Source organism: Erythrobacter sp., from assembly GCA_019739335.1.
GTDB lineage: Bacteria > Pseudomonadota > Alphaproteobacteria > Sphingomonadales > Sphingomonadaceae > Alteraurantiacibacter.
In genome coordinates, this window is the sequence record CP073261.1 from 1,699,383 (window position 1) to 1,725,185 (window position 25,803).

At 63.7% G+C, this 25,803-nt stretch carries 27 protein-coding genes; 10 read left to right on the forward strand and 17 right to left on the reverse strand.

What is annotated here, in order from left to right; all coding sequences use genetic code 11:
* Positions 1 to 51: 51 nt before the first annotated feature.
* The 4 genes from JY451_08430 to JY451_08445 all read left to right on the forward strand — a co-directional run bounded on the left by JY451_08430 (position 52) and on the right by JY451_08445 (position 3,180).
* Positions 52 to 1,506: a cytochrome ubiquinol oxidase subunit I gene (locus JY451_08430; protein QZH73807.1), complete on the forward strand. Its 1,455-nt coding sequence runs from the start codon at positions 52 to 54 to the stop codon at positions 1,504 to 1,506.
* Positions 1,496 to 2,497 (forward strand): cytochrome d ubiquinol oxidase subunit II, encoded by a 1,002-nt coding sequence (gene cydB / locus JY451_08435; GenBank protein ID QZH73808.1) that lies wholly within the window; start codon positions 1,496 to 1,498, stop codon positions 2,495 to 2,497. Before JY451_08430 ends, cydB begins: the two co-directional genes overlap by 11 nt.
* Positions 2,497 to 2,652 carry a DUF2474 domain-containing protein gene (locus tag JY451_08440; protein ID QZH73809.1) on the forward strand — a complete coding sequence of 52 codons (156 nt, stop codon included), beginning with the start codon at positions 2,497 to 2,499 and terminating at the stop codon, positions 2,650 to 2,652. Before cydB ends, JY451_08440 begins: the two co-directional genes overlap by 1 nt.
* A gap of 288 nt (positions 2,653 to 2,940) precedes the next feature.
* Positions 2,941 to 3,180: a TM2 domain-containing protein gene (locus tag JY451_08445; protein ID QZH76651.1), complete on the forward strand. Its 240-nt coding sequence runs from the start codon at positions 2,941 to 2,943 to the stop codon at positions 3,178 to 3,180.
* Here JY451_08445 and JY451_08450 read toward each other — a convergent pair whose 3' ends face one another.
* The gene (locus JY451_08450) at positions 3,181 to 4,191 is read right to left on the reverse strand and encodes a nitronate monooxygenase (protein ID QZH73810.1); all 1,011 of its coding nucleotides are present in this window, start codon (positions 4,189 to 4,191) and stop codon (positions 3,181 to 3,183) included.
* Positions 4,192 to 4,383: 192 nt separating this feature from the next.
* Between JY451_08450 and JY451_08455 the strand changes: the two genes are divergently transcribed.
* A complete protein-coding gene (locus JY451_08455; protein QZH73811.1) occupies positions 4,384 to 5,376 on the forward strand; it encodes a hypothetical protein in 993 nt (330 codons plus the stop codon).
* Between the two features lie 45 nt (positions 5,377 to 5,421).
* Here the strand turns inward: JY451_08455 and JY451_08460 are convergent, their stop codons facing one another.
* Positions 5,422 to 6,699 carry an aspartate kinase gene (locus tag JY451_08460; GenBank protein QZH73812.1) on the reverse strand — a complete coding sequence of 426 codons (1,278 nt, stop codon included), beginning with the start codon at positions 6,697 to 6,699 and terminating at the stop codon, positions 5,422 to 5,424.
* A gap of 80 nt (positions 6,700 to 6,779) precedes the next feature.
* On the opposite strand from JY451_08460, the gene ubiG reads away from it, so the two are divergent.
* Positions 6,780 to 7,529: a bifunctional 2-polyprenyl-6-hydroxyphenol methylase/3-demethylubiquinol 3-O-methyltransferase UbiG gene (gene ubiG / locus JY451_08465; GenBank protein ID QZH73813.1), complete on the forward strand. Its 750-nt coding sequence runs from the start codon at positions 6,780 to 6,782 to the stop codon at positions 7,527 to 7,529.
* Here the strand turns inward: ubiG and JY451_08470 are convergent.
* From JY451_08470 to JY451_08530, 13 genes are all read right to left on the reverse strand, one after another.
* Positions 7,526 to 8,635: a glycerophosphodiester phosphodiesterase gene (locus JY451_08470; GenBank protein ID QZH73814.1), complete on the reverse strand. Its 1,110-nt coding sequence runs from the start codon at positions 8,633 to 8,635 to the stop codon at positions 7,526 to 7,528. The genes ubiG and JY451_08470 overlap by 4 nt on opposite strands.
* A gap of 82 nt (positions 8,636 to 8,717) precedes the next feature.
* Entirely contained in the window at positions 8,718 to 9,725 is a 1,008-nt protein-coding gene (locus JY451_08475; protein ID QZH73815.1) for an AAA family ATPase, read from the reverse strand.
* The gene (locus JY451_08480; GenBank protein ID QZH73816.1) at positions 9,686 to 10,258 is read right to left on the reverse strand and encodes a nicotinamide mononucleotide transporter; all 573 of its coding nucleotides are present in this window, start codon (positions 10,256 to 10,258) and stop codon (positions 9,686 to 9,688) included. Before JY451_08480 ends, JY451_08475 begins: the two co-directional genes overlap by 40 nt.
* 10 nt (positions 10,259 to 10,268) lie before the next feature.
* The gene (locus JY451_08485) at positions 10,269 to 10,619 is read right to left on the reverse strand and encodes an ArsC family reductase (GenBank protein ID QZH73817.1); all 351 of its coding nucleotides are present in this window, start codon (positions 10,617 to 10,619) and stop codon (positions 10,269 to 10,271) included.
* Positions 10,616 to 10,930: an antibiotic biosynthesis monooxygenase gene (locus JY451_08490; GenBank protein QZH73818.1), complete on the reverse strand. Its 315-nt coding sequence runs from the start codon at positions 10,928 to 10,930 to the stop codon at positions 10,616 to 10,618. The genes JY451_08485 and JY451_08490 overlap by 4 nt, the downstream gene beginning before the upstream one ends.
* 10 nt (positions 10,931 to 10,940) lie before the next feature.
* The gene (gene ruvC, locus JY451_08495; protein QZH73819.1) at positions 10,941 to 11,405 is read right to left on the reverse strand and encodes a crossover junction endodeoxyribonuclease RuvC; all 465 of its coding nucleotides are present in this window, start codon (positions 11,403 to 11,405) and stop codon (positions 10,941 to 10,943) included.
* Between the two features lie 27 nt (positions 11,406 to 11,432).
* Complete coding sequence (locus JY451_08500) at positions 11,433 to 11,783, reverse strand: DUF3147 family protein (protein QZH73820.1); 351 nt, start codon at positions 11,781 to 11,783, stop codon at positions 11,433 to 11,435.
* The gene (locus JY451_08505; protein ID QZH73821.1) at positions 11,783 to 12,529 is read right to left on the reverse strand and encodes a YebC/PmpR family DNA-binding transcriptional regulator; all 747 of its coding nucleotides are present in this window, start codon (positions 12,527 to 12,529) and stop codon (positions 11,783 to 11,785) included. The genes JY451_08500 and JY451_08505 overlap by 1 nt, the downstream gene beginning before the upstream one ends.
* A gap of 85 nt (positions 12,530 to 12,614) precedes the next feature.
* Positions 12,615 to 13,064, reverse strand: a complete 450-nt coding sequence (locus JY451_08510) for a GNAT family N-acetyltransferase (GenBank protein QZH73822.1) — start codon at positions 13,062 to 13,064, stop codon at positions 12,615 to 12,617.
* A 21-nt stretch (positions 13,065 to 13,085) separates the two neighbouring features.
* On the reverse strand, positions 13,086 to 13,964 hold the full coding sequence (locus tag JY451_08515; GenBank protein ID QZH73823.1) for an SDR family oxidoreductase: 879 nt from the start codon (positions 13,962 to 13,964) through the stop codon (positions 13,086 to 13,088).
* A gap of 122 nt (positions 13,965 to 14,086) precedes the next feature.
* On the reverse strand, positions 14,087 to 15,160 hold the full coding sequence (locus JY451_08520; GenBank protein ID QZH73824.1) for a hypothetical protein: 1,074 nt from the start codon (positions 15,158 to 15,160) through the stop codon (positions 14,087 to 14,089).
* A 73-nt stretch (positions 15,161 to 15,233) separates the two neighbouring features.
* Positions 15,234 to 15,470 (reverse strand): DUF2312 domain-containing protein, encoded by a 237-nt coding sequence (locus JY451_08525; protein QZH73825.1) that lies wholly within the window; start codon positions 15,468 to 15,470, stop codon positions 15,234 to 15,236.
* A 100-nt stretch (positions 15,471 to 15,570) separates the two neighbouring features.
* Positions 15,571 to 15,888, reverse strand: coding sequence for a DUF1244 domain-containing protein (locus tag JY451_08530; GenBank protein ID QZH73826.1), 318 nt, complete (start codon positions 15,886 to 15,888; stop codon positions 15,571 to 15,573).
* A gap of 59 nt (positions 15,889 to 15,947) precedes the next feature.
* Here JY451_08530 and pyk point away from each other — a divergent pair, with 59 nt between their 5' ends.
* Positions 15,948 to 17,438 (forward strand): pyruvate kinase, encoded by a 1,491-nt coding sequence (gene pyk, locus JY451_08535; protein ID QZH73827.1) that lies wholly within the window; start codon positions 15,948 to 15,950, stop codon positions 17,436 to 17,438.
* 85 nt (positions 17,439 to 17,523) lie between these two features.
* On the opposite strand, the gene clpX is transcribed toward pyk, so the two are convergent.
* Entirely contained in the window at positions 17,524 to 18,801 is a 1,278-nt protein-coding gene (gene clpX, locus JY451_08540; GenBank protein ID QZH73828.1) for an ATP-dependent Clp protease ATP-binding subunit ClpX, read from the reverse strand.
* A gap of 196 nt (positions 18,802 to 18,997) precedes the next feature.
* Positions 18,998 to 19,687 (reverse strand): ATP-dependent Clp protease proteolytic subunit, encoded by a 690-nt coding sequence (locus JY451_08545; GenBank protein QZH73829.1) that lies wholly within the window; start codon positions 19,685 to 19,687, stop codon positions 18,998 to 19,000.
* A 204-nt stretch (positions 19,688 to 19,891) separates the two neighbouring features.
* Here JY451_08545 and JY451_08550 point away from each other — a divergent pair, with 204 nt between their 5' ends.
* The 3 genes from JY451_08550 to JY451_08560 all read left to right on the forward strand — a co-directional run bounded on the left by JY451_08550 (position 19,892) and on the right by JY451_08560 (position 25,720).
* Positions 19,892 to 21,985 (forward strand): TonB-dependent receptor plug domain-containing protein, encoded by a 2,094-nt coding sequence (locus JY451_08550; GenBank protein QZH73830.1) that lies wholly within the window; start codon positions 19,892 to 19,894, stop codon positions 21,983 to 21,985.
* Between the two features lie 40 nt (positions 21,986 to 22,025).
* Positions 22,026 to 23,564: an amidase gene (locus tag JY451_08555; protein ID QZH73831.1), complete on the forward strand. Its 1,539-nt coding sequence runs from the start codon at positions 22,026 to 22,028 to the stop codon at positions 23,562 to 23,564.
* A 71-nt stretch (positions 23,565 to 23,635) separates the two neighbouring features.
* A complete protein-coding gene (locus tag JY451_08560) occupies positions 23,636 to 25,720 on the forward strand; it encodes a TonB-dependent receptor plug domain-containing protein (protein QZH73832.1) in 2,085 nt (694 codons plus the stop codon).
* Positions 25,721 to 25,803 lie beyond the last annotated feature (83 nt).

Here is a 25,803-nt window from a genome sequence, read left to right on the forward strand (position 1 = left end):
TGCGGTTGAGCCGCTTCGGCGGAACCGCCACTTGTGCTAGAGAGCCAGCCTATGTTCGATCAGGCAGACGCCCTGTTGCTCGCCCGCATCCAGTTCGCCTTCACGGTGAGCTTCCACTTCATCTTTCCGGCCTTTTCCATCGGGCTGGCGAGCTTCCTTGCGGTGCTCGAAGGGCTGTGGCTGAAGACCGGGCAGCAGCGCTATCTCGACCTGTTCAAATACTGGCTGAAGATCTTTGCGGTGACTTTCGCGATGGGGGTCGTCTCGGGCATCGTCATGTCCTACCAGTTCGGCACCAACTGGTCGGTGTTCTCCGATCTGGCCGGGCCGGTGATCGGGCCGTTGATGGCCTATGAAGTGCTGACCGCCTTCTTCCTCGAAGCCGGGTTCCTCGGCGTGATGCTGTTCGGGATGAACAAGGTGGGCAAGAGGCTGCACTTCTTCGCCACCTGTATGGTCGCTGCCGGGACCTTCGTTTCGGCCTTCTGGATTCTCTCGGTCAACAGCTGGATGCAGACTCCGGTGGGGTTCGAAATAGCGGCCAGCGGTCAGTTCCTGCCGGGTCCGAGCTGGTGGGACATCGTCTTCAATCCCAGCTTTCCCTATCGGCTGGTCCACACCGTGATCGCCGCCTATCTCACCACGGCCTTCGTGGTCGGCGGCGTGGGTGCGTGGCACCTGCTGCGCGACCGCACCAATGTTCACGCAAGAACCATGTTCTCGATGGCGATGTGGATGGCGGCGCTGGTTGCCCCGGTCCAGATTTTCGTCGGCGATATGCACGGGCTCAACACGCTGGAGCATCAGCCCGCCAAGGTCATGGCGATGGAAGGCCACTACGAAAGCCACCCCGAAGGCGCACCGCTCTACCTGTTCGGGATCCCCAACGATGACGAGCAGCGGCTCGATTACGCCTTCGGCATTCCCAAGCTTTCCAGCCTGATCCTCAAGCACGATCTCGATGCCCCGCTGGCCGGGCTTGACACTATTCCAGATGACGAGCAGCCGCCGGTCGGAATCGTGTTCTGGTCGTTCCGGGTGATGGTCTCGATCGGGATGGCCATGCTGGCGATCGGCGCATGGAGCCTGCTGGCACGCACGCGCGGGCGGCTGTACGACTGGCGCTGGTTGCACCGCGCCGCGCTGGTGATGGGGCCATCGGGCTTTGTCGCGGTGATCGCCGGATGGATCACTACCGAGGTCGGCCGCCAGCCTTGGGTGATCTACGGCCTGCTGCGCACCGCCGATGCTGCCAGCCCGCTCGATGCACCCGCTGTCGGCGCATCGCTGCTGGCTTTCGTAGTAATCTATTTCGCCGTGTTCGGCGCGGGCACCCTCTATATCCTCAAGCTGATGGGCCACATCCCACACACCGGCGAGATTGGCGTGAAGCGCGGCGAGAGCGGGCCGATCCGCACCGCCGGGATCACACCAGGGCCGACTCAGAACCCCGGCGATCCCGATGTCCTGCCCACCTCGAAGGGGGAGGCGACCGATGGCCATTGATCTCACCGTAATCTGGGCCTTCATCATCGCCTTCGGCATTTTCGCCTATGTGGTGATGGACGGGTTCGATCTGGGGATCGGCATTCTCTTCCCCACCTTCGCCGTCGGCAGCGAGCGAGACCGGGCGATGAATTCCATCGCGCCGGTGTGGGACGGCAACGAGACCTGGCTGGTGCTCGGCGGCGGCGGCCTGTTCGCGGCCTTCCCGCTTGCCTACGCAGTGATCCTGCCCGCAACCTATCCGCTGATTATCGCCATGCTGCTGGGGCTGGTGTTTCGCGGCGTCGCCTTCGAGTTCCGCTGGCGCGATCCGGGCCACCGGCGGTACTGGGACGCGGCCTTTACCGGCGGGAGCATTGTCGCGGCCATGGCGCAGGGGATGATCCTTGGCGCATTGTTGCAGGGCATCGAAGTAACCGGCCGCTCCTACTCGGGTAGCTGGTGGGACTGGTTGACGCCCTATACGCTGCTCACCGGGCTGGGCACGCTGGCGGGATATGCGCTGCTCGGCGCGGCATGGCTGGTCTGGAAGCTGGAAGGACCGGCGCAGGACCACGCCCGCAAGCTGGGCAAACGCGCCGCCTTGGCCACTTTCGCGCTGATGGGCACGGTGAGCCTGTACAATCTCGCGCTCAATGCCGACTATGCCGCCCGCTGGCTGACCGCGCCGGAGATTTACTTCGCCGCGCCGGTGCCGGTTCTGACGGGACTAGTGGCGCTGGCGCTGCTTCGGGCATTATCGACGGAGCGGCATTCTAAGCCCTTCTGGCTCGCCATTGCGCTATTCTTCCTCGGCATGGCCGGACTGGGCGTGACGATGTGGCCCTATGTCGTGCCGCCGGGGATCACGATATGGGACGCCGCCGCGCCGGAACGGAGCCAGATCTTCATGCTGGTAGGCGTGGCGATCACCATGCCGCTCATCATCGGCTACACAGCCTGGGCCTACTGGGTATTCCGCGGGAAGGTGGCCGACGAGGGGTATCACTGATGGCGCTCAAGCAGCGAAGCGATAGCGCTGAAGAAAACGTAAGTGAGCCGTCTTCCTTGTGGAAGCGACTGCTTTGGATGGCGGGCATCTGGGCGGCGAGTGTTGCCGTGCTGGGAGCCGTCGCAATGGTCCTGCGCAGCTGGCTCGCACCTTAAGGCAAGCCTTGGTATCGTGCTTTCGGGAAATGCCAGTACTGCTAGGACTGGATTCCGTTCCCGTTTGCGGGCATCCTCGGGGACATGGACAAGCGCGTCGAAGAAATCCGCAGGCTGAGCCGCAAGGGCCCGTTGGATATTACAAATCCAAGCGTCAGGGTTGCAGTGGACGAGCCCGCTTCCTTGCCAGCGACTGCCGAGGACCGGGTGAATTGCCCGGTCTGCGATGAGGAGATTTCCGCTCGCGCAAAGAAATGCCGTCATTGCGGCGAGGTTCTCGATCCGGCCATGCGCACGCAGCTGCGACGGGTCGCTCCGCGCACCGGCTCGAAGAACAAGATCGCCGCTTTCCTGCTTGCCTTGCTGCTCGGCTGGATGGGCGCGCACAAGTACTATCTTGGCCGGGTTGGCCAGGGGGTCCTCTACACGCTGTTCTTCTGGACCGGAATCCCGGCCATCCTCGGGTTGATCGAAGGGATCGTCTACATGACGATGGAGGACGAGCAATTCACCGACAAATACGGCTGATCACCGCCGCCGCAGCGCCGCTTCGCACTCCGCCATCAGCGTCGCGATGATAGTTGCCGCGGGCTCTTCCTCGCGCACCAGCGAGACCGATTGGCCCGCCATCAAGGAGCCGCTTTCCACATCGCCGTCCATAACCGCGCGGCGCAGTGCTCCAGCCCAGAAGCGTTCGATCAGCAACTGGGCCTCGCCCATGTCCACCTGACCTTCGTCGAGCATTCTGGCGACTTCGCGCTGTTTGGCGGTGAATTCCTCTGTGCCCTTGTTTTTCAGCGCCCGCACCGGGATCACCGGCAGGCGCGGATCGACCTGGACGCTGGCTTCGGCATCGCGGGCCTTGGCGCGGAAGAAGGCCTGTTTGAACTTGGGATGGGCAATGCTCTCGGTGGCGCAAGCGAAGCGGGTGCCGAGCTGCACGCCGCTCGCGCCCATTTCCAGATAGGCGGCGATCATTGTCCCGGTGCCGATCCCGCCGGCCACGAAGACCACAAATTCCTGCGCCAGTTCGGGCAGAAATTCCTGCGCCAGCACCGATGTGGAGACCGGGCCGATATGCCCGCCCGCCTCGCTGCCTTCGATCACCAGCGCATCTGCTCCGCTCCGCAGCAGCTTCTTCGCCAGCGCTAGCGTGGGCGCGAACACGATCACTTTCGCGCCGAAGGCCTTGATCGCCTCCACACTGCCCTTGGGCGGAATACCGCCAGCCAGCACCACGTGGCTGACCCCGTGCCGCTCGCACACCCCGATCAGGGCGAACAGGTCCGGGTGCATGGTGATGAGGTTCACGCCGAACGGCTTGCCGGTCAGCGCCTTGGTCGCGGCGATTTCGGCGTCGAGCAGTTCGGGCGTCATTGCACCGCAGGCAATTACCCCGAACCCGCCGCCGTTGCTGATCGCGGCAACAAGGTGGCGTTCGGAAACCCAGCTCATTGCGCCACACATGATGGCGTGTTCGGTGCCGAGAAACTGGGTGGCGCGCGCCATCAGCGCGTGGGTCTTGGGATAGGTGTCCATGCGCGCCCCCCTTAGCCACGGCCTCGCTTGCGGACAAGCGATTGCAATTTGCGCGCAGATGACAAGGATCGAAGCGTCGGTGAAGAATGCTGTTAGTTTTACCACAACATCTTGCGGCGGCGAGCGAAGAATCATAGCGTCCTTGCGATGGATTCGGGGCGAATCCTGCAAGACGACAGGGGGCTTCGAACAATGAAATTCTCACGCATGATTGCGATCGCGGTGGCCACATTAGGCTTCGCATTCGCTTCGGGGAGCGTAGCGGCACAAACCGACAGCTATCGCGTAGAAGCGAATGCCACGCACACCACCGAACTGACCGTGTGCAATCCGGTGGTCGAAGTGCGGCTGAATGGCGATGACGATACCGACCTCGATTACGTGATCCGCAATTCGCGCGGCGAGATTGTCCATTCGGACTACGGCTTCAGCGACGAGACGGTGGCCACCCTGCGCCGCCGCCCCGGCGTGGAATGCGAGAATTTCACTGTCGAAACGCGCAATCTTGGCAATATCTGGAACCTGATGGACGTGTCCATGAACACGCTGCAGAACAATGACGGCGCCTCGGTCAGCACGGCCAGCTACCGGGTGGAAGCCAATGGCGTGCACCGGGTGGACCTGTCGATCTGCAACCCGCAGGTCCGCATCGACATTGCCGGCGACGGCGACACCGATCTCGATTACGTCATCACCAATTCGCGCGGGGCCACGGCGCATTCGGACTACGGCCTGACCGATCGCACCTCCGCTGTACTGTACCGCGCCAGCGGGGTGGAGTGCGAGGAGTTCGACCTGACCACCACCAACCTTGGCGGAGTCTACAATCTCTACCAGGTGTCGCTCACCGATCTGGTTTATGACAGCGTGGCGCCAGTGGCCGCTTCTGGCAAGCCCGGCGGCGTGGTGCTGGGATCGAATGACGGCAACAACCGGGATGTCTCCATCGTCAATGCTACCGGCGAAACCATCATGTACCTCTACTGGTCCAACGTCGCTGCCAGCGGCTGGGGGGAGGACCGGCTGGGATCGGGCGTGCTGGCAGCAGGGCAGAACTGGAACGTGACGGTGGACGATGCTTCGGGCGCCTGCCGTTTCGACTTTAAGGCGCGGCTAGCGAGCGGACGGGAAATCGAACAGCGCAACGTCGATGTCTGCGCGGTCTACACCATCCAGTTCAACTGACGCTCTGAGGGTTCGCGGCGTTGTCGTCGCGAACCTATGGTCCGCTCAAGCCACCGGATCTTCCGCATCGAGCCCGTAGGCGGTGTGCAGCACGCGCACCGCCAGTTCTGTCTCGTCCTCGTCGATCAGCACGGAAACCTTGATTTCCGAAGTCGAAATCGCCTGCACGTTTATGCCGCGATCGGCCAATGCCTTGAACATCGTCGCCGCCACGCCCGCGTGGCTCTTCATCCCCATGCCGACCACGGAGATCTTCGCCACCTTGGCATCGGTGATGATGCGGTTGAAGCCGATCAGGTCGCGCTTGTCTTCCAGCAGCGCCTGGGCCCGCGCCAGTTCGGCCTGCGGGACGGTGAAGGTCACGTCGGTCTCGCCCTTGTCGCGGCCGACGTTCTGGATGATCATATCGACGTTGATGCCGGCATCGCCGAGCGGGGTGAAGATCTCGGCCACCGCGCCGGGTTTGTCGGGCACGCGGGTGAGCACCACGCGCGCTTCGTTCTTGTCATGCGCGATGCCGGTAACGGACTGGCGTTCCACTTGGCCTTCCTCCAGTAATCTACTCATTTCTTCCTCGGACACGATCATAGTGCCGGGCAGGGTATCGGCGGGCGGGGCGTCCTCATCGACGAAGGACGAAAGCACCTGCACCCGCACATTGTGCTTCATCGCCATGCTGACCGAACGGGTCTGCAGAACCTTGGCGCCGACCGAGGCCAGTTCGAGCATTTCCTCGAACGAGATATGCTTGATCTTGCGCGCCCGCGCCACGATGCGGGGATCGGTGGTGTAGACCCCGTCGACATCAGTGTAGATGTCGCAGCGGTCCGCCCCGATCGCCGCCGCAATGGCCACTGCCGAAGTATCCGATCCGCCGCGCCCCATGGTGGTGATGCGACCGAGGTCGGAGATACCCTGGAAGCCGGGGATCACCGCAATCTCGCCCGCTGCCATGGCCGCAACCATCGCGTCGGCCGGGATATCGCCCACGCGGGCATTGGCATGATTGGCAAAAGTGCGCAGCGGCAATTGCCAGCCGAGCCATGAGCGCGCCTTGCAGCCCATCGCCTGCAGGGTTAGCGCAAGCAGCCCGCTGGTCACCTGTTCGCCTGAAGCGACGACCACATCGTATTCGGCCGGATCGTAGAGCGGGTTGGCCTCGCGGCAAAAGTTGACCAACCGGTCTGTCTCCCCCGCCATCGCGCTGACCACCACGGCGACCTCGTTGCCGCCAAAACCGTCTCCGGCCGCCTGCGCGCGCACGAGGTTGGCGACGCGGCGAATCCGCTCGGTCCCCGCCATCGAGGTGCCCCCGAATTTCATCACTATCCGTGCCACGGTGTTCTCTCGCCACTCTCTTTGCAGGTATGGTTGAATCCCCGGCGCGCTGTTAGGATGGCGTGATGAGCGATGCAACTGTCACAACTGCAACCAGTTCGGCCACCATCCGCCCCGAAGAGGCGGCGCATTTCGGCAAGCTGGCGCGCGAATGGTGGGACCCGAAGGGCTCCTCGGCGATGCTCCACCGGCTGAACCCGGTGCGGCTGGGGTTTATCCGTGACGCGATCGACCTGCACTGGGGCGGCGATCTCGGGCAGGGGAAACCGCTGGCGGGCAAGGCGGCGCTCGATGTGGGTTGCGGGGCAGGGCTGCTTTGCGAACCTTTGGCAAGGCTGGGTGCTGCGGTGACGGGCGTCGACGCCGCGCCGGAGAACACCCAGGTCGCCGCGCTGCATGCCGAGGGCGCGGGGCTGGATATTCGCTATGTTCCCGGCGAGCTGGCCACCCTGGGGCTGGGCCAGTTCGATCTGGTCACCTGCATGGAAGTGATCGAACACGTTGCCGACAAGCGCATGTTCGCCGCTGCCCTCGCCGCGCACCTCGCGCCGGATGGGCTGCTGGTGATGTCCACCCCCAACCGCACGCTGGCGAGCCGCGCGCTGCTGGTGGAGGGGGCGGAACTGCTCGGCATGGTCCCGCGCGGCACGCATCACTGGGAGGACTTCGTGACGCCCGATGAGCTGACCGACCTGCTGGCGGTGGCAGGGCTGGAAGTGATGCAGGTGAAGGGCATCGGCTTCTCTCCGGTGAAGGGGCTGCACCTGTCGGACGACATGGCGCTGAACTACATCCTGACGGCGCGGAATCGCTAACGTCCGTCTGCACCAGTAGTCATGACGGTTCGAAGCAGATTTGCTTCCCCATCCTCAGGAATCGTCGAGCGGACGATCCCCGGATCATCGGTAAATACGCCATCGACTCCCGCCAGATCGAGCAGAACTATGAGTGCAGGCAGGTTCCCTGTTGCACTCAAATCGTCAGACGATTGCAGCAAATCCGGGAGAAAAGCGTTCTCCTTTCGCGCTGTCCATGCATGGACGAGCAAGCCACTAGCATGAGCGTCCATGGTGAGGCTGAGCGGGAGTCCCATATCGCCAATCAAGAGAGGTAAGGCAGCCCCAATCCCGTCAGCATACTGCGCAATCGCTGCCAGCTCCACTGGCGTTACCATCTGCGCGTAGGCCATTGCGGGCTCGTCCGCAGGTCCGCCCTCCGCCGCTACCAGTTGCACGAGCCGCAGCTCGGTCATCGTATCGAGCCGCCGCAGAGGCGCTACCTCGAAGCTCTGGATGAACACAGGGGCGTCCGCGCCCCGATATCCTGCGGCGTGCAGTTGCTCGACCAGGATCGCCGCCAAATCGTGGCCGATCCCGGCGAAGTAGGTCGGATGCTTGATCTCCGGGTAAAGCCCGATCACCCGGCCGGTCTCGGCCTCTTTGGCGCGCACCAATGCGATGATCTCTGACAGTGTGGGTACCTGATAGAGCCCATCAAAAGCAGTGTTCTGCGGGCGGATCTCCGGCAGCCGTTCACGCGCGCGCAGGGTGCGGAGTTCGGCGAGGGTGAAGTCCTCGGTGAACCAGCCGGTGACTTCCTCGCCGTCGATCACCCTGGTAGTGCGACGACTGGCGAATTCGGGACGGTCGGTGACGTCGGTGGTGCCGGAAATCTCGTTCTCGTGGCGGGCCACCAGCACGCCGTCCGCCGTCGCCACAAGGTCCGGCTCGATGTAATCGGCACCCTGGTCGATTGCCAGTTCGTAGGCCGCCAGCGTGTGTTCGGGCCGATCCCCCGATGCGCCGCGATGGGCGATAATCAGCATCGTCCGACCCCCTTCGTGCTGCGCAAAAGCGGGCGCCGATATTGCGGCAAATGCTGCGCAGCAAAGTGTTGTTATAGCTATCAAATGCTTCAGCATGAAGGATCCTTGAATGTGCCACTGGCGAGCACCAGTCGAAGACTGAACCAAGCAGCTCTTTTGCCAACAGTTTGTGACAACTTCACGCATCCAGCGCCGCCATGGCCGATGCCAGCCGCGCTTCGCCCGCGCCGGATATGCGCGCGAAGGGTACCCCCGCATCGCGCAGCACCTGTTCGGTGATCGCGGCGAATTTCTCGCGTTCAGCCGGATCGGCGAAAAAGCGGGTGCCATCGTCGATCCAGGGCAGGTCCGGCTCCAGCAACAGGTAGAGATCGGCCTTTGGCGCATCCATCAGCTCATGGGGCCGCTCGCCCAGCAGCATTTCGCACCATGCGGCGGTCATCAGCGCATCGGTGTCGCCCAACAGGATCGGTCCTGCCCAGCGCTCCGCTGCGGCGATCATCGCCTGCTGCGCGCGGCCGATCAACAGCAGGTCGGCCATAGTCAGCGGTTCGCGGTGGACCTCGCAATGGCTGCGACCGTATTCGCCCACGACGATAGCTCCAAGGCGCTGGGCAAGCTGCGCCGCTAGGGTCGACTTGCCCGTGCTCTCCGCCCCGTGCAGGCACACCCGCCGCCTGTAGTGCACCTGTACCGGAGGCGGCAGCAGCGCCCAGTGCGCTGCCGGATCGGCGCGCACCGCGCTTGCGGAGATGCCGGAAAGCACGTCCGCCATGCCCAGCACGCGCCCGCCCAAGGGCACGAAGCGCCCGTCCAGTTCCTGCGCCAGCCGCGCGCCATAGCCTTCCCCCGCGAACACATAGTCGATCGGTTCGGGATGGGCCGTGCGCACGATGCCGCGCCACTCCGGCCAGAACTCTGCGCTTTCGTCGGGTTCCTGCGGCACCACCTCGCCGTGGCCGAGCACCCGGCACGCGGGGAAGAGCGCGCGCATCCAGCCGAGCCGCGTCTCGCCCGCGATCGGATCGTCCGGCAGCCAGCAGACCAGCACGGTCAATTCGTCCACGAGCGCCTGCGCCGCCTCGATCAGCGCCACGTGCCCGGCGTGCGGCGGCATGAACTTGCCGAGCAGGAAGCCGCGCGTGGTCACTCCGGGGCCTTGCCGCTTTGCGCAGCGCGCACCCACTGGAACAGGCCCAGCATGGCCAGCAGCAGGAAAGCGACGTAGAGCCCTGCGGTGAGGTGCAGGTCGCGCTCGATATAGAGCCAGATCGCGCCGCAATCGATCGCCACCCATAGCACCCAGTTTTCCACCCGCCGCCACGACAGCAATATCTGGGCGACCACGCTGGCCCCGGTGATCGCGGCATCGGCAAAGGGCATGGCGGCATCGGTGAACCGGTGCATGGCCCAGCCGAGCGACAGGGTCACAGCGACCACGGCAAGCAGCGAGACGACGCGCGCAGGCCAGCCCATCCACCGCACCGGCACTGGCTGCGCGAGACCGCCCGCCTTGGCCCACAGGTACCAGCCCCACCCCTGCACCACGAAAAAGAACACCTGCAGCAGCGATTCGCCGTACAGTCGCGCTTCCCAGAAGATCAACAGGTAGAGCGCCACCATGGCCATGCCGAAGGGGTAGTTCCAGATGCTGCGCCGGACGAGCAGGCCGACGTTGGCCAGCCCCAGCATCACCGCGGCAATTTCCAGCGGGTTCATGCCTGCCCGATCAACCGCCCAGCGCCGCCTGCCAGGCCACCGCGTCGAAGCCCACCAGCAGCCCTCCCGGATGCTCCACCACCGGGCGTTTGATCATGCTCGGCTGTTCGGCGAGCAAGGCCGCTGCGTGGGCGGCATCGTCGGCGCGTGCCTTGTCGGCGTCGGGCAGCTTGCGCCAGGTCGTACCGCGCCGGTTGAGCACCGCGTCGAGCCCCTCGGCGCCGATCCACTGTTCGAGCTGGACGACATCGGCGCCTTCCTTCTTGTAGTCATGGAAGGTGTATTCGAGACCGCGTGCGTCGAGCCAGGCGCGGGCCTTCTTCACCGTGTCGCAATTGGGAATGCCGTAGAAATGGATCATGTTTCGTCCTTGGTGGTGAATCTGTGTATCCGTGACGGCGAACAGGCAAATAGCGTGTAACTGGCGTAATAGGCCGCGCGTGAATGGGCCTGCATGGCGCGATGCTCTTCCTGCCGCCCCCAGGCCCGCGCGCTGGCTTCGTCCGTCCATTCGGAAAGTGCGACGACTTCGCCATCGTCTGCCGTGTAGCTCTTGAAGAAGAGGTAGCCGGGCTGTTCTTTGGCCATCGCTTCCATATGCGCGGCGTCGGCGCTGTAGGTGGCCTGATCGATATCTGCGCGCTTGCGGTTGCGGAATACGACGAGATACATCGCGGCTCTCCTATCCCAGATTGGCGTCGGCAATCGCCACCGCCAGCGCGTCGGCGGCGTCGGCCCCGGCGATCTTCGCTCCCGGCAGCAGCACCTTGAGCATCGCCTGCACCTGAGCCTTCTCCGCCGCGCCGGTGCCGACAATTGCCTTCTTCACCAGCCGCGCGGCATGTTCGTGCACTTCCAGTCCGGAGACCCCGCAGGCCGCCAGCACGCTCCCGCGCGCCTGCGCCAGCTTGAGCGTGCTCTGGGCGTTGGAATTGGCGAACACTTCCTCGCAGGCCGCGCGATCGGGACCGTGGAGGGCGATCACCGCTGCGACTTCACGGTGAAGCTGCGCCAGCCGCTGTGCCATCGGGGCCTTGGTATCGGTGGCGATCTGCCCGTTGGCGACGTGCGACAGGCGGCTCCCCTCGCTGCGGATCACGCCCCAGCCGGTGCAGGAGAGCGAGGGATCGAGGCCGAGGATCAGCATGGGATTACCCGCATCGGCAAGCGAGCGTCACAACCGGATTCCCAGCCGCGGCCCGAACTGCACCATCAGCAGGTACAGCCCCACGGTGAGCGCGCAGCCGAGCGCCAGCGCCAGCCAGAACGGCAGGCCGCTGCGCAGCATCAGCGGGATCGCGAGGAACATCGGCAGGCTGGGAAGTACGAACCAGAAGGTCGCTTCGCTATGGCGCGCCATGTTCTCCGCATCGGGCCGTGCGTGCCACAGGAAGATCATGCCAAGGATCGACACCAGTGGCAGGCTGGCGACCAGCGCCGCCATGGTCGGCAGGCGCTTGCCCACTTCCGCGATCGCCGCGATCATCGCTCCTGCGAGCAATGCCTTGGCGACCAGGCTCCACATCAGCCGCCCAGTTTCTCCATCACTTCGTCCGGGATCTCGTAATTGCCCCAGACGGTCTGCACGTCGTCATCGTCGTCGAGCGCATCGACCAGCTTCATCAGCGTGCCCGCATCCTTCTCGTCCATCGCTACCGTGAGGCTGGGCTTCCACGCCAGCTTCACGCCGTCCGCCGCGCCCAGCACCTTTTCCAGATCGCCTGCGACCTGGTGCAGGACATCGGCCTCGGTCCAGATGACATGGCCGTCCTCGCTCGATTCAATATCGTCCGCGCCCGCCTCCATTGCGGCCATCAGCACGGTCTCTTCATCCCCGGCGCTGGCGGGGTATTCGATCAGCCCCTTGCGGTCGAACCCGTGGCTCACCGCGCCCGATGCGGCAAGGTTGCCGCCGTTTTTGGAGAAGGCGGTGCGGATGTTGGTGGCGGTGCGGTTGCGGTTGTCGGTCAGCGCCTCAACAATGATCGCGCTGCCGCCGGGGCCGTAGCCTTCGTAGCGCACTTCCTCGTAATTCTCGCCGTCGTTGGCGGAGGCCTTGTCGATCGCGCGCTGGATATTGTCCTTGGGCATCGACTGCGCCTTGGCGGCGTTCACCGCCAGCCGCAGCCGCGGGTTCATGTCCGGATCGGGCATCCCCATCTTCGCCGCCACGGTGATCTCGCGGCTGAGCTTGGAAAAGAGGTTGGACCGCTTTTTGTCCTGCGCACCCTTGCGGTGCATGATATTTTTGAACTTGGAATGGCCTGCCATGAGTCTTTTCAATGTTGCAGTGGAATTGGGATGCCGCTGCCCTTAGCGAAGCGGGGGCGGGGCGACAATCGCCAAGGTTCGACGGTCAGGGTGCGATGTCGAAATGGAGCGCGGTCATCTCCTCGCGCGCCAGCTTGCGATAGAGGCGGCGCGCGGGTTCGTCTTCCGGAAATACGTCGGCCTGGACGAAGACGGTCCATGCGCCGCATTCGCGAGCGATCTGGCGTGCCTGGTCTATCAGCGCTGTAGCGATTCCCTGTCGCCGAAAGGCTTCATCAACGCCCAGATCGTAGATGAAAAATTCCGCTCGTTCGCGCTCGAACTTGCGCAACATATAGCCGGCAAGCCCACCAACTGCCTGGCCATCCATTTCGGCAAGGAGCAGCACGATATCCCGATCGGCGAGCAATTCCGCGCAGTACGCGTCGTCCGGCGGCGCTGCGGTATAGTTCTCCGCTTCATCGAATACCTCGCCGAACAGTCGGTTCAGCGCGCGCAATCCTGGAAGGTCGCCGGGGCCAAGGCGTCGAATCATCACCCCGGGTTAGCACGAAGCCTATCCGTTGACGATTATCCCGCCGTTGGGATGCAGCACCTGGCCGCTCATGTAGGAGCTGTCCTCGCAAGCCAGGAACAGAAAGGCGGGGGCAACCTCGTTCGGTTCGCCGGGGCGGCCCATCGGAGTGCCCTTGCCGAAATCCTCCATCTTCTCGGGAGGTTGGCCGCCGAAGGGATTGAGCGGGGTCCAGATCGGTCCCGGCGCCACGGCGTTGACGCGGATACCGTCGCTCACCAGATTCTCGCTCAGCGAACGGGTAAAGGCGGTGATCGCTCCCTTGGTGGCGCTGTAATCGAGCAGGATCTTTGCCCCCTTGTACATTGTCACGCTGGTGCAATTGACGATCGCCGAGCCTTTTCCCATGTGCGGACGCGCGGCCTGGACCATATAGAACATAGAGAAGATGTTGGTCTGGAACGTGCGCTGGAGCTGCTCGGTCGTGATGTCGGTGATCTCTTCATCGGGATGCTGCTCGCCCGCGTTGTTCACCAGCACGTCGATCCGCCCGAATTTGCCGATCACCTTCTCGACGAAGTTCTGGCAATGGACGGGATCCCCGAGATCGCCGGGACAGAGCAGCACTTGGGCGCCCTCGGCCTCGCAGGCATCGCGGGTTTCGTGTGCATCGTCGTGTTCCTCGAGATAGGCAATCGCGACATCGGCCCCTTCGCGGGCGAACAGGACGGCCGTCGCCCGCCCGATGCCGCTATCGCCGCCGGTGATGATCGCCACCTTGCCTTCGAGGCGACCCGATCCCGGATAGCGCGGCTGCCACTTGGGCTGCCGGTCGAGTTCGGATTCGTGGCCGGGCATTGCCGGTTCTTCGGGCGTTTCGGCGATATGCGCCTTGTCGCGCGTTTCGAGATCGTTGGTCATGGTGCTGGTCCTGCAATTGCGAGTGAATGCAGGACCAACGGCAAGAGGCGGCGCGATGTTCCGGGGAATCACCGCAACCCGCGGTCATTTCACCCCATGCCGGGCGTGGAAGCGGCGACTGGCTAGTCCGAAAACAAGCCGGAGTTGACCTCGATAGCCCGGTCATTGCCCCAGGTGTTGGCGGCAGAGATTACGCGATCCGCTTCTACCAGTTCGATCACCCGCTGCGGCGAAGGCAGACGGTCTTGTGTGACGTAGTTGATACTGCGCCCGGCGGTGATGAGTTCGACGCTGTAGCGCCGTTGGTCATCATCGCTACCGGGGGAAATGCCATCCAGCCGCAGTTCCTGGGCAACCCGTACGGCGTTGCCATTGTCGCCCAGCGCGAACAGATAGCTGTCTCTGCTGGCCTCGGTCCGATAAACCACCTGTCCCAGCGTCACTTCCGTATCGCGACACCAGACCGTCGGAAGCTGTTCGATCCGTTGTACCGCTGCTGCAGAACTGAGCATCCCGCTCAACATGCGGTTCACGACCGCATCCGCAGGATCGACCTGTGCATCTCGCGCACGGCCGCGAAAACGCAGCGGTTCAGGGCAATCGGCAATCGGGGCAACCGGGCTGGTCTCTTGTGCGGGCAGCGTGAGCTCCGCCAGCACGCTTTCCATCCAGTGCTGCAAGCCATCCGGTGTCCGCGTGGCGGAGGACGCGCGCAGCTTGACGTACCAGTCGCCCACCGCGAACAGGGCCACGCCGGTGGTGCGCGTTGGACTGCGCCGCCCAGCCTCGTAAATCGCCCGCAGCCCCGATGCGTTCAATTGTCCCGGTGGGTTGAACGCTTCTGGACCCGCGACCAGTTGGGGATCATCGTAGGCATCGCGCCCTTCGACCACCGACTGTGCCTGCGCGAACCACAGGGGAACCGAACCGTTGGTATTACGGAAAATATAGACGCTGAGCGCTTGCGCGGCCCCCTCGGTTTCGAAATTTACCCCGATGTCGAGAAAATCCTCGGCATACACATAGGCCGCGGTACGCGGATTGCCGCCCAGAATGGCCGGGATCACCACGCCGCTGTGCGGATGAGTGAACGCTTCTCCCGCTTCGAGCTCGATGACCTGCTGCGCCAGTGCCGTACCGGGGAGCAGAAGAGCGCAAACCGCAACTGTGGTCTGCCTGAGAAAGCGAGAAAGCATCCAGTCGACCCCTATTCTGCCGAGCCAAACGAGGCTGGCACAGACCGGGCGGCGCGGCAAGCCTGCCCCGGCCTTACCCCATGCCGAGCGCGGCCTTGTAGGTGTCGAGGATCATTTCCTGTTCGCTGCGATCGTTGGGTTCCATCTTCCGCAGGCGAACAATCTGGCGCATGATTTTGGGATCGTATCCCACGGCCTTGGCTTCCCCATAAACATCGCGGATATCGTCGGCGATGCCCTTCTTTTCCTCTTCGAGGCGTTCGATGCGCTCGATCAGCAAGCGCAGGCGGTCGTCGGTGGCTTCGGCCATGTGGGGTAAACTCCAGTAATGCGAGAATCGGTTGGCGGCTGGTTAGCGGTGATGCCTGCAACGGTGAAGGGCCAAGGGAAACGTGCGTGGCAGTTTTCCCCTAACGCAAATCGGGAGCGTTCTTCGCCAGGCTCGCATCCATCCGCTCAAGCTGTTCCTGCGTCGTCTCCGACTGGTGCGCCGCTTTCCACTTGTCCATCGGCATCCCGTGGATCAGTTCGCGCGCCGCGGCCTTGTCGCCATCGTAACCGGCGTCGCGAATCCAGTCGGCGAGGCAATTGCGGCAGAATCCGGCCAGCCCCATCAGTTCGATATTCTGCGCATCGTGGCGATGGCGCAGGTGCCGCACCAGGCGGCGGAAAGCGTCTGCAGCCACCGCATCCGGCAGCATGTCGAGCGGGTCGGATGAATCGTGCATACCAATTTCTCCTCAATTGTGACCTTGTGTTGTCGTATCGGCGCGCCATAAGCGGCGCCATGGCACAGCATCAACGCTCGAAACTCGAACCGCGCGGCCGCAAGGTCAAAATTCTCGCCACCACCGGGCCTGCCACTGCCGATCCGGACGTACTGCGCCGCCTGTTCCGCGCCGGGGCCGATGCCTTCCGCGTCAATATGAGCCACGGCGAGCACGCGGTCCACGCCGAAACGATCAACAATATCCGCCAGCTGGAAAAGGAATTCGGCAAGCCGATCGCCATCCTCGCCGATTTGCAGGGGCCGAAGCTGCGGGTGGGCAAGTTCGCCGAGGGCAGGGCGACCATCGCGCACGGGGCCAGCTTTACTTTCGACCGATCGCCCGAACCCGGGAATGAAGCGCGGGTCGAACTGCCGCATCCGGAAATTTTCGACGTTGCCGAAGAGGGCCAGCGGCTGCTGGTGAACGATGGCAAGATGCGCTTCCGGATCAAGTCGGTCAGCCCGGAGGCGATCGTCTGCAAGGCCGAAGTTGGCGGAGTGATATCGGACCGCAAGGGCGTGAACGTGCCCGACGCCGAAATCCCGATCCCCGCGCTGACCGACAAGGACCGCCGCGATCTGGCCTTTGCGCTCGATCAGGGCGTGGACTGGATCGGCCTCAGCTTCGTCCAGCGACCCGAAGATTTGGCCGAAGCAAAGCGCCTGATGCGCGGCCCCAATGGAGAACAGCGCGCAGCGCTCTGCGCCAAGATCGAAAAGCCGCAGGCGATCCGGAGGCTGCACGAAATCATCGAGGCGGCCGACGGGATCATGGTCGCGCGCGGCGATCTCGGTGTCGAACTCGCTCCCGAAGAAGTGCCGCCGCTCCAGAAGAAGATCGTCAATGCCACCCGGCTGACCGGCAAGCCGGTGATCGTGGCGACGCAGATGCTCGAATCGATGATCGAAAGCCCCGCCCCGACCCGCGCCGAAGTCTCGGACGTGGCCAATGCGGTCTATGACGGCGCCGATGCGGTAATGCTCAGCGCCGAAACCGCAGCGGGTGACTGGCCCGAGGAAGCGGTGACGATGATGGCCAATATCGCCAAGAGCGTGGAGCAGGACGAGACCTACCTCGCCCGCGTGCGGATGCTCGATACGCCCTCCGATGCCACCACCGCCGACGCGCTGGCCCACGCCTGCATGACGATTGCCGACACGGTGAAAATCAGTGCGATTACCGTGTTCACCAGTTCGGGCAGCAGCGCCCGCCGGGTGGCGCGCGAGCGTCCGGCAGTGCCGGTGATGGTGCTCACACCCTCTGTATCGGTGGCCCGTCGCGTGGCGCTGCTATGGGGCGCGCATCCGGTGGCCACCAGGGACATCGGCAGCTTCGAGGAAATGATCGCCAAGGGTAAGCGCATGGCGCTGCGCCATGGCTTCGGCGGCTCGGGATCGCGGCTGGCGGTGATGGCAGGCGTGCCGTTCGGCCAAGCCGGGGCCACCAACCTCGTGCACGTGGTGGCGGTGGAGGGCGACGAACTCGACGGCTATCACGGCGAGGGCTGATTGCAGCCCCGCTCCGACGGGCGGTTCCCGCACTTGCCGATCAGCGAATTGTGTCGGCCTCCAGCCTGCCGCGTGCAGGCGGGAGTTAAGCCGCTTCATCCTTCTTGCGCTTCGGATTGTCATTGGCGAGGACACGCACAGGTTCCTTGCGGCCTGCCACCACCTCCGCATCGACCACGACCTCTGACACCCCATCCATCGACGGCAGGTCGAACATGGTATCGAGCAGGATCGCCTCGACAATCGAACGCAGGCCGCGCGCGCCGGTCTTCCGCTTGATCGCCTTCTTGGCGATTTCGACCAGCGCATCGTCGGTGAAAGAAAGATCGACATCTTCAAGCTCGAACAGCTTGTGATACTGCTTCACCAGCGCGTTCTTCGGCTCCTTGAGGATCGTCACCAGCGCTTCCTCGTCGAGGTCGTGCAGGGTGGCGATCACCGGCAGGCGGCCGACGAATTCGGGGATCAGGCCGAACTTGAGCAGATCTTCCGGCTCGCACTTCTCCAGCATCTCGCCGATCTTGGCCTTGCTCGGCTCTGCCACGTTGGCACCGAAACCGATCGAGCGCTTCTGGAGGCGATCGCTGATGATCTTGTCGAGGCCCGCGAACGCGCCGCCGACCACGAACAGGATGTTGGTGGTGTCCACCTGAAGGAATTCCTGCTGCGGATGCTTGCGACCGCCCTGCGGCGGCACCGAAGCGGTGGTGCCTTCCATCAGCTTGAGCAGGGCCTGCTGCACGCCTTCGCCGGACACGTCGCGGGTGATCGACGGATTTTCCGCCTTGCGGGTGATCTTGTCGATCTCGTCGATATAGACGATGCCCTGCTGCGCCTTCTCGACATTGTAGTCGGACGACTGGAGCAGCTTGAGGATGATGTTTTCGACATCCTCGCCCACGTAACCTGCTTCGGTCAAGGTGGTGGCATCGGCCATCGTGAACGGCACGTCGAAGGTGCGTGCCAGTGTTTGCGCCAGCAGCGTCTTGCCGGAACCGGTGGGGCCGACGAGCAGGATGTTGGACTTGGCGAGTTCGACCTCGTTGCTGCCCTTGCCGCTGTGCTTCAGCCGCTTGTAGTGGTTGTGCACGGCAACGCTGAGCACGCGCTTGGCCCGTTCCTGCCCGATTACGTAATCGTTCAGCGTATCGCAGATATCCCGGGGCGTGGGGATGCCGCCGTCCTTGCGCCCGGCAAGCCCGCTCTTGGCTTCTTCCCGGATGATGTCGTTGCACAATTCCACGCATTCATCGCAGATGAAGACGGTGGGGCCCGCGATCAGCTTGCGCACTTCGTGCTGCGATTTGCCGCAGAAGCTGCAATACAGCGTGCTCTTGCTATCGGTTCCGCTCAACTTGGTCATAGTCCTTAATCCAGTGCGCCTTTTCGGCCATTTGCGCAAGGCGCGGGAATCAGACGCCCACCCTAGGGCGAGGTTCCGCAATATCAATCTTGCCCATGCTTAACATCCCCGCCTTGCTCCATCCTGAAGGGGCAGGGTTGCCAAAATGCTACAATCCCTCCGCCGGACGTTACCGGCGGGAGGGATTGCGCGACGCTCAGTCCTTGGTGGGTGCGCCACCCGAGCCCTTGGCCTCGCCGCCTTCGTCATCCTTCGGGCGATGCGCGAACACCGCGTCGACGATGCCGAATTTCAGCGCTTCGTCGGCTTCGAGGAAGGTATCGCGATCCAGCGCGCGCTCGATCTCGGTCAGGCTCCGCCCGGTGTACTGCACGTAGAGATCGTTCATCCGCGCGCGGATGCGGAGGATTTCCTTGGCCTGAATCTCGATATCCGATGCCATCCCGCGCGCGCCGCCGCTCGGCTGGTGGACCATGATCCGCGCATTGGGCAGTGCCACGCGCATTCCCGGCTCGCCTGCCGCCAGCAGGAAGCTCCCCATGCTCGCCGCTTGGCCGATGCACACGGTGCGGACCTTGGGCTTGATATATTGCATGGTGTCATGGATCGCCATGCCGGCCGTTACCACGCCGCCGGGCGAGTTGATGTACATCGAGATATCGTTGCTGTTCTCGCTTTCGAGGAACAGCAGCTGGGCAACAATCACGCTGGCCATGTTGTCTTCCACCTGGCCGGTGACGAAGACAATGCGTTCGCGCAGCAGGCGGCTGAAAATGTCGAAGCTGCGTTCGCCCCGGCTGGTCGATTCGACAACGACCGGCACCAGTTGGCCGGTGATGGGATCGTGGGTAAACTGGTCTTTGCTGTCGCCGAACAGGTCGAGCATGCGGGCGTTCCTCTCGTCTCGCTGATAAGGCGCCTATGTCGCCCCGCACCGCACCAAGTTCAAGAGGTAATCCCTTCGTCCGCCAAGGATAGGCGTTGGTCGATTGATCGGCGCAATTGTGACTCCGGTCGAATGCCGCGCGCCGCATCCGGTTTCCTGTGAGACCAGCACGATTACAAGTGTGGTTGAGGGAAGGGATTGGTCTTGCGGGGAATTTTTACCACTGTTGCGACTGCGGCGCTGATGGCGGGCTGGTCCGGAGCGGCATTCGCACAGGAATCGATCGAGGAAGCGGGGGATGTTCCGCCGCCGGTCGCCGCCGAAGCCGCCGGTGGTACGCGCACCTTTATCCCCGCCGACTTCGAACGATTTTCACCGCGCAATGCGCTCGACATGCTGGAGGAAGTACCCGGCTTCACCCTGCGCGGCGAGGAAAGCCAGCGCGGGCTGGGCCAGGCCAGCGCCAATGTGCTGATCGACGGCCAGCGCATCACCAGCAAGTCCGAGGGTGTGTTCACCACTTTGCAGCGGATTGCTACCGACCGCGTGGAGCGGATCGAGATCGTCGACGGCGCGACGCTGGGTATCGCCGGGCTCTCCGGACAAGTCGCCAATGTCATCACCCGCCCGAGCGCCATTTCCGGGCGCTTCACCTACCGCGCCAGCTTCCGCCCCAGGTACGCCGAACCAAGCTTTATCGGCGGCGAAGTCTCGCTCAGCGGATCGACCGAGAGCCTCGAATGGACGGTGGCAGTGGCCAATGGAGTCGGGCGCGGCGCGGCGGGGGGCAGCGATGCCTTTATCTACGATGCCCAGGGCAATGTGCTCGAACAGCGCGACATCCGGATGCAGTTCGTCGGCGATTTCCCGCGCGCATCGGGCACTGTGCAATGGACCAGTCCCGGTGGCACCATCGTCAATGCGAACGCCAATTACCGCCGCGATTACCAGAACATGCGCGAGACCCAGTACCGCGACCTGACCACCGGGGTCGATCGCCTGCGCACCTTCGAGGATCGCTTTCGTGGCTGGGGCTACGAATTCGGTGGAGATGTGGAATTCGGGCTGGGGCCTGGGCGGCTGAAGCTGATCGGGCTGGAGCGGTACTCCCGCGGACGTTCTACTTCGGACGCGATCTTGATTTTCGATGACGACTCGCCCGACGCGGGCAGCCGCTTCGCCGCGCGGCGGGAGACCGGCGAGCGGATCGGCCGCGCGGAATATCGCTGGGCAATGCTGGGCGGGGACTGGCAGCTCGATGCCGAAGCCGCCTTCAACCGGCTCGACCGCTCGGCGCAATTGTTCGAGCTGTCGCCTGCTGGCGATTTTGTCGAACTTCCATTCCCCAACGGAACCGGCGGAGTGACCGAGGATCGTTACGAAACGATCCTGACCCACTCGCGTTCGCTCGCCTCCAACCTGACGCTTCAGATCGGCGCCGGCGGCGAATACTCGACCATCGCGCAGACGGGCGCCAATGGCCTTACACGCAGCTTCTGGCGGCCCAAGGGCTCGCTCAACCTCGCTTGGCAGGTGGAGCAGGGGCTGGACGTATCGCTCGAACTGGCACGCCGGGTAGGACAGCTCGAATTCGGGGATTTTCTCGCTACCGTCTCCCTCAACCAGGACCAGCAGAACGCCGGCAACGTCGAACTGGTGCCACAGCAGAGCTGGGAAGCAAGCCTCGATTTGACCAAGAGCCTTGGCCGCTGGGGCAGCACCGAGCTGCGGATTTTCGCCCAGTCGATCGAGGACTACATCGAGTTCATTCCGGTAGAAGGCGGGCTGGAAACTCGCGGCAATATCGATTCTGCCAGCATCTACGGCATCCGCTGGAATTCCACTTTCCAGCTGGCCCCGCTGGGCTTCAACGGCGCGCAGCTCGAACTGACCTTGCAGGCGGAGGAGACCGACCTCACCGATCCACTCACCGGCCTGTCGCGGCCATGGGGTGGGCACGAGGATCGCGAGGTCGATATCAGCCTCCGCCACGACATCCCCGGAAGCGACTGGGCCTGGGGCGTGGGCGCGGAATACAACCACACGCTCCCCTATTACCGGCTGGGCGAGACGGGCCTGAACTACGAAGGGCCGACCTACACTTTCGGCTTTATCGAGCACAAGGACGTGTTCGGAATGACCGCCAACCTCACCGTGTTCAATCTCACCGACGGGCGGGGGCGGCAGGATCGCTACGTTTACGAAGGCTATCGCGACCGCAGCCCGCTGCTGTTCCGCGAAACGCAGAACCTCTCGGTGCAGCCGATCTTCCAGTTCCGGCTGAGCGGGGATTTTTAGGGGTATTGCGTCGCGTGGGGGCGAGGGGCAGACAGGGAGGATGAAAAAGCCCCTGTCGTTCGTCATCCTCGCTAGCGCCTTCGCTTTCCCGTCAGGTGCAATTGCGCAGGAAGCGGAACTGCCGCCAAGCACTTCGCCGCTGTCTGCCGACGACTGGACACCGGAGGGAGAAGCGCGGGCCTACCTTGAACGCATCGCCGACATCGACGATGCAGGCCCTGCGCTCAACGCGGTAATCACCTTCAATGAAGATGCGTGGACCGACGCCTTCAACATCTCGCATGGCGAGGGAATGTTGGCGGGCCTGACAGTACTGGTCAAAGACAATATCGAAACCCGCGAATGGCCGACCACAGCGGGCAGCCTCGCGCTCGCCAATAACATGACCGGCCGCGATGCGCCGTTGATTGCCAGGCTGCGCGCCAATGGCGGAGTGGTATTGGGCAAAACCAACCTTAGCGAATGGGCCAACTTCCGCTCCAGCGAGAGCAGCAGCGGCTGGAGCGCGGTGGGCGGGCAGACGCGCAATCCGCACGCCATCGATCGCAACCCCTGCGGCTCCTCCTCCGGCAGCGGGGCGGCGGTGGCGGCGGGGCTGGCCTGGGCAGCGATTGGCACCGAGACCGACGGATCGATTACCTGCCCCGCAAGCGTCAACGGCGTGGTCGGCTTCAAGCCGAGCGTGGGCCTCGTCAGTGGCGAGCTGGTGATCCCGATCAGCGCCAGCCAGGACACAGCCGGGCCGATGGCCTCCAGCGTTTACGATGCCGCGCTGCTGCTTTCCGCCATCGCCGGGCCGGATTATGGTGAGATGGGTGAGGCCGATCTCGCCTACGATTTCACCAATGGACTGGCGGATTACTCGCTCACAGGCGTGCGCATCGGCGTGCTGCGCGAGCGATGCGGTAACTTCGGCCCGCTGTGCGCGGTCTACGAACAGGCGCTTGCCGATCTGCGCGCGGCAGGCGCGGTGCTGGTCGATATCACCCATACGACCGATCCGGCGATGGGCCGCGACGAATACACCGTGCTGCTGTACGAATTCCGCGAGGGAATCGACGCCTATCTGGCAGCGTCACCCGCCGATATCCCGGTGCGCTCGCTCGCCGATCTGATTGCCTTCAACCAGGCTAATGCCGCCACCGAGTTGCGCTGGTTCGGGCAGGACATTTTCGAGCAGGCGCAGCAAACCACTGACCGCGCCGCTTACGAAGCCGCGCGCGCAAACAGCTTCCGCCTCGCCGGGCCGGAAGGGATCGATGCGCTGCTGGCGGCAAACGATCTCGCTTTCCTAATCGCGCCCACCACCGGACCGGCGTGGAACATTGATGTGCTGCTGGGCGATCACTGGCGCGGCGGCGTAGGAATCGGAAGCCTGGCCGCAATTGCCGGCTATCCGCACCTGACCGTGCCAATGGGGCAGGTCGAAGGCCTGCCAGTGGGTCTATCCTTCATTGGCACCAAATGGCATGACCACGCCATCCTCCAGGCGGGTGCAGCCTACGAGCGCGCGCGCACTGTGCCACCGCCGGTGCCGGAGTTCGAACGCTGGCAAGCGCAGGCCACTCCAACCGATTGATAACACGCCTTGCCGCAGACGTGGCTTTGCTCTAGCCGCGCCGGACATAATCAATCTGGGATGGATATCGCGTGTCACCTTGCCGCGTGCAGACAGGAATGCTGGTGCTTGCCGCATCGCTTGCCAGTGGGCTGGCGGGCGGGGTTGCACCGCTGCGGGCGCAGGACACTCCGCCGATCGCCGTAGCCGTTTCCAGCGAGATCTACACGGCGGAGGACTTTGCCCGGTTCGCTCCGCGCAACGCGCTCGACCTGATCGAACGTATCCCCGGCTTCACCGTTGCCGACGACGGAGGGAGCAGTCGCGGCTTCGGGCAGGCGGGGGAGAACCTGCTGATCAACGGTGCGCGGATTTCCAGCAAGTCCACCAGCACCGCCGACCAGCTTTCCCGCATTCCGATCGCAAACGTCGTGCGGATCGAAGTGGTCGATGGAGCGACGCTTGGCATCCCAGGTTTGTCCGGTCGGGTCGCGAACATCATCGTGATACAGGGCGGAGCATCGGGCCAGTTCGAATGGCGACCGCAGTTTTCCACCGGGGTCGCCACCCCCGGCTGGTTCGAAGGCGAAGTCTCGCTCACCGGATCGACCGCTGGTGTGAATTACACGCTGTCGCTGGAGAACGGCGCTTTCATTCGCGGGTCGGCTGGTCCGGCAATCTTCACCGATGCGGCAGGCGTGGTGGACGCACGGCGCAATTTCTCCACCGGCGAATTCAATCGCCCGCGCATCAACGGCAACTTTGCCTTCGATCCCGCGCCGGATGTGACGGCCAATCTGAATATGACGGCGGGGCTGGAATTCTTTAGCAGTCAGGAACGCGAGCGGCGGGTGGCGGGCAATCCCCTGCCCCCCTTGCTCGAACGCTTTCGCTCCGACAGCGACGAATGGTATTACGAGATTGGCGGCGACATCACCTTCCCGCTGGCCGGCGGACAGATGAAACTGATCGTGCTGGAAAGTTTCGAAGACGGCGATAGCAATTCGACATCGCTGCTCGAAACCGAGGACCAGAGCGCGAGTGGCTTCCGATTCAATCGCAGTTCGCAGGAAGGCGAACGGATCGGGCGCGGCGAGTTCAGTTGGGGGATGTGGGGCGCGGATTGGCAAGTATCCGGCGAAGCTGCGTTCAACCGGCTCGATCAGGTGGGGCGATTGTTCAGCTACGATCCGCTGGTGACGGACTATGTCGAGGTTGATTTCCCGGCTGGCGTGGGCGGAGTGCGCGAGGATCGCTACGAGGGCCTGCTCAGCGTCGGCTTCCCGCTTGCTGATAACCTGACGCTGCAACTGATTGGCGGGGCGGAATATTCGCAGATCGCGCAGACCGGCAGCAACGCACTTTCACGAACGTTCGAACGGCCCAAGGGTTCGCTCAACCTTGCCTGGGCTCCGGTTGCCGGGCTGGACTTCAATCTGGAGATCGCGCGCCGGATCGGCCAGCTCGATTTCGAGGACTTTCTCGCCAGCGTCAGCCTGTCCGAGGATCAGGCGGATGCCGGGAACAACAACCTGCGCCCGCAGCAGAACTGGGATATCACGGTGGAAGTTGCGAAGAACTTCGGCCGCTGGGGATCGGCGACACTTTCGCTCTTCGACGAGCGGATCGAGGACCTGGTGCTGATCGTGCCGGTGGCAGGCGGGGGCGAGGCGCGCGGCAATATCGCCAGTGCGCGGCGCACCGGCATGGGCCTGACGGGCACGCTGCAAATGGAGCCGCTGGGTCTGCGCGGCGGGCGGTTGGACGTGCAACTAGCTTGGGAAGACTCTCAACTCGTTGATCCGGTGACGGCTATCGAGCGGCGCTTTGATGGCAACGATCCGTTCCAGATCGCGCTCGATTTCCGCCACGATGTGCCGCAGACGGACTATGCTTGGGGCCTGTCGTTGCGCGACACCGAGCGGGCACCGCTTTACCGGGTGCGCGAAGTGTTCTTCGACCATTCTCCCAGCACCTTCGCTGCGGTTTTCTTCGAGCACAAGGACGTGCTGGGTGCGACGGCGCGGATTCGGGTGGGAAACCTGTTCAACGCCAACACCACGCTGCTGCGCACCGTCTATGACGGGCCGCGCGATAGTGGTGCAGTGCTGTTCACCGAGGATCGTCGCCGCGAAATCGGGCAGGTTATCAACCTGACGATTTCGGGGAGCTTCTAGAGAGCCTCCTTCTCATTGCAAGGAGGCGTAGCCGACGAAGCAATCCAGTCCCGGCCTCTCGCTTTGTGCGCAAGATTGGGGAC

What these genes read in the sequence shown, in the direction of transcription:
- JY451_08430 (QZH73807.1), top strand. Translation starts at nt 52, where the DNA reads ATGTTCGATCAGGCAGACGCCCTGTTGCTCGCCCGCATCCAGTTCGCC.
- cydB (QZH73808.1), top strand. Translation starts at nt 1,496, where the DNA reads ATGGCCATTGATCTCACCGTAATCTGGGCCTTCATCATCGCCTTCGGC.
- JY451_08440 (QZH73809.1), top strand. Translation starts at nt 2,497, where the DNA reads ATGGCGCTCAAGCAGCGAAGCGATAGCGCTGAAGAAAACGTAAGTGAG.
- JY451_08445 (QZH76651.1), top strand. Translation starts at nt 2,941, where the DNA reads ATGCGCACGCAGCTGCGACGGGTCGCTCCGCGCACCGGCTCGAAGAAC.
- JY451_08450 (QZH73810.1), bottom strand. Translation starts at nt 4,191, where the DNA reads ATGGACACCTATCCCAAGACCCACGCGCTGATGGCGCGCGCCACCCAG.
- JY451_08455 (QZH73811.1), top strand. Translation starts at nt 4,384, where the DNA reads ATGAAATTCTCACGCATGATTGCGATCGCGGTGGCCACATTAGGCTTC.
- JY451_08460 (QZH73812.1), bottom strand. Translation starts at nt 6,699, where the DNA reads ATGAAATTCGGGGGCACCTCGATGGCGGGGACCGAGCGGATTCGCCGC.
- ubiG (QZH73813.1), top strand. Translation starts at nt 6,780, where the DNA reads ATGAGCGATGCAACTGTCACAACTGCAACCAGTTCGGCCACCATCCGC.
- JY451_08470 (QZH73814.1), bottom strand. Translation starts at nt 8,635, where the DNA reads ATGCTGAAGCATTTGATAGCTATAACAACACTTTGCTGCGCAGCATTT.
- JY451_08480 (QZH73816.1), bottom strand. Translation starts at nt 10,258, where the DNA reads ATGAACCCGCTGGAAATTGCCGCGGTGATGCTGGGGCTGGCCAACGTC.
- JY451_08485 (QZH73817.1), bottom strand. Translation starts at nt 10,619, where the DNA reads ATGATCCATTTCTACGGCATTCCCAATTGCGACACGGTGAAGAAGGCC.
- JY451_08490 (QZH73818.1), bottom strand. Translation starts at nt 10,930, where the DNA reads ATGTATCTCGTCGTATTCCGCAACCGCAAGCGCGCAGATATCGATCAG.
- ruvC (QZH73819.1), bottom strand. Translation starts at nt 11,405, where the DNA reads ATGCTGATCCTCGGCCTCGATCCCTCGCTCTCCTGCACCGGCTGGGGC.
- JY451_08500 (QZH73820.1), bottom strand. Translation starts at nt 11,783, where the DNA reads ATGTGGAGCCTGGTCGCCAAGGCATTGCTCGCAGGAGCGATGATCGCG.
- JY451_08505 (QZH73821.1), bottom strand. Translation starts at nt 12,529, where the DNA reads ATGGCAGGCCATTCCAAGTTCAAAAATATCATGCACCGCAAGGGTGCG.
- JY451_08510 (QZH73822.1), bottom strand. Translation starts at nt 13,064, where the DNA reads ATGATTCGACGCCTTGGCCCCGGCGACCTTCCAGGATTGCGCGCGCTG.
- JY451_08515 (QZH73823.1), bottom strand. Translation starts at nt 13,964, where the DNA reads ATGACCAACGATCTCGAAACGCGCGACAAGGCGCATATCGCCGAAACG.
- JY451_08520 (QZH73824.1), bottom strand. Translation starts at nt 15,160, where the DNA reads ATGCTTTCTCGCTTTCTCAGGCAGACCACAGTTGCGGTTTGCGCTCTT.
- JY451_08525 (QZH73825.1), bottom strand. Translation starts at nt 15,470, where the DNA reads ATGGCCGAAGCCACCGACGACCGCCTGCGCTTGCTGATCGAGCGCATC.
- JY451_08530 (QZH73826.1), bottom strand. Translation starts at nt 15,888, where the DNA reads ATGCACGATTCATCCGACCCGCTCGACATGCTGCCGGATGCGGTGGCT.
- pyk (QZH73827.1), top strand. Translation starts at nt 15,948, where the DNA reads ATGGCACAGCATCAACGCTCGAAACTCGAACCGCGCGGCCGCAAGGTC.
- clpX (QZH73828.1), bottom strand. Translation starts at nt 18,801, where the DNA reads ATGACCAAGTTGAGCGGAACCGATAGCAAGAGCACGCTGTATTGCAGC.
- JY451_08545 (QZH73829.1), bottom strand. Translation starts at nt 19,687, where the DNA reads ATGCTCGACCTGTTCGGCGACAGCAAAGACCAGTTTACCCACGATCCC.
- JY451_08555 (QZH73831.1), top strand. Translation starts at nt 22,026, where the DNA reads ATGAAAAAGCCCCTGTCGTTCGTCATCCTCGCTAGCGCCTTCGCTTTC.